We start from the raw sequence: 1,946 nt of genomic DNA, 5'->3' as shown, positions 1-1,946 counted from the left end.
TGGTTGCGGGGACAGGATTTGAACCTGTGACCTTCAGGTTATGAGCCTGACGAGCTACCGGGCTGCTCCACCCCGCGACACTTTTGTCGCTCTGTGGAGCGAAGTGCGGAGAGATTGTGAATGGGTTGATGTGCACCGGCTTCAATGCCTGGCGACGACCTACTCTTCCATCGCTTGAGCGATAGTACCATTGGCGCAGGCTGGTTTCACGGCCGAGTTCGGGATGGGATCGGGTGGTTCACAGACGCTATAGCCACCAGGCAATGAAGGCGGTGCACGGGTTTCAAATCGATGGTGTTCAAGGGCTGAGGGTTTCAACCGCCCATATCAGCAGTGCTGACGTTGGGGGTGTGGACTCTTGCAAGCGCGAATAGGACAATTAGTATCGGTTAGCTTCACGCATTACTGCGCTTCCACATCCGATCTATCGAGGTCGTGGTCTCCGACCGTCCTAAGAAATCTTATCTTGAGGGAGGCTTCCCGCTTAGATGCTTTCAGCGGTTATCCCGTCCATGCATAGCTACCCTGCTGCGCCGTTGGCACGACGACAGGTACACCAGAGGCATGTTCACCCCGGTCCTCTCGTACTAGGGGCAACTCCTCTCAAATTTCGACGCCCACGGCAGATAGGGACCAAACTGTCTCGCGACGTTCTGAACCCAGCTCACGTACCACTTTAATTGGCGAACAGCCAAACCCTTGGGACCTGCTCCAGCCCCAGGATGTGATGAGCCGACATCGAGGTGCCAAACAACCCCGTCGATATGAGCTCTTGGGGGTTATCAGCCTGTTATCCCCGGCGTACCTTTTATCCGTTGAGCGATGGCCCTTCCACGAGGGACCACCGGATCACTATGACCGACTTTCGTCTCTGCTCGACTTGTCAGTCTCGCAGTCAGGCTGGCTTATGCCATTGCACTCTAACAGCCGGTTTCCAACCGGCCTGAGCCAACCTTCGCGCGCCTCCGTTACTCTTTAGGAGGCGACCGCCCCAGTCAAACTACCCGCCACAGAGGGTCCCTCGACCTGTTTCAAGGTCGCAGGTTAGACATCAGAAAACAACAGGGTGGTATTTCACCTATGGCTCCACACCGGCTGGCGCCAATGCTTCAAAGCCTCCCACCTATGCTACACAGTTCTTTCCTAATGCCACTCTGAAGCTGCAGTAAAGGTGCACGGGGTCTTTCCGTCTAACCGCGGGTACTCCGCATCTTCACGGAGAATTCAATTTCGCTGAGCATGTCCTGGAGACAGTGGGGAAGTCGTTACGCCATTCGTGCAGGTCGGAACTTACCCGACAAGGAATTTCGCTACCTTAGGACCGTTATAGTTACGGCCGCCGTTTACCTGGGCTTCATTTCAGAGCTTGCACCCCTCCACTTAACCTTCAGGCACCGGGCAGGCGTCAGGCCCTATACGTCGTCTTGAAGCCGACTTAGCAGAGCCCTGTGTTTTTGCTAAACAGTCGCTACCCCCTGGCCTGTGCCCCCGATGAGAGCTTGCGCTTACATCGGGCCTCCTTCTTCCGAAGGTACGGAGGCAATTTGCCGAGTTCCTTCAGGACACTTCTCTCAAGCGCCTTGGTATACTCTACCTGACCACCTGTGTCGGTTTCGGGTACGGTCTATACGGTGGGGCTATTTCCCGGGACAGCTTCGAAGCCCAGCCAATCCGATAAGGCTGAACAACACACGCCATCCGTCACACACCACCAGGCCCACGAATATTAACGTGGTTCCCATCGACTACCCCCTTCGGGCTCGTCTTAGGGGCCGGCTCACCCTGCGCGGATTAGCCTTGCGCAGGAACCCTTGGTCTTTCGGCGAGAGGGCATCTCACCCTCTTTATCGCTACTCATGTCTGCATTCGCACTTCCGATACCTCCACGACCCATTACCAGGCCGCTTCACAGGCGTACGGAACGCTCCGCTACCGCGTACGCAAAG

Annotated in this window: 1 tRNA gene and 2 rRNA genes (1 of these 3 running past the window's edge); all 3 read right to left on the bottom strand. The window is 56.2% G+C overall.

Features of this window, described 5'->3' with window-relative positions:
• A tRNA-Met gene (locus tag ABLE43_RS22930) sits at nucleotides 1-77 on the bottom strand.
• 69 nt (nucleotides 78-146) lie between these two features.
• Nucleotides 147-261, bottom strand: a 5S ribosomal RNA gene (rrf, locus tag ABLE43_RS22925).
• A 98-nt stretch (nucleotides 262-359) separates the two neighbouring features.
• A 23S ribosomal RNA gene (locus tag ABLE43_RS22920) occupies nucleotides 360-1,946 on the bottom strand; it runs 1,303 nt beyond the window's last position.

The organism is Sphingomonas silueang (genome assembly GCF_040049155.1).
In the GTDB taxonomy this organism is placed as follows: Bacteria; Pseudomonadota; Alphaproteobacteria; order Sphingomonadales; family Sphingomonadaceae; genus Sphingomonas; species Sphingomonas silueang.
The sequence above is the reverse complement of the archived record's forward strand: the minus strand, read 5'-3'. Positions and strand labels throughout refer to the sequence as shown.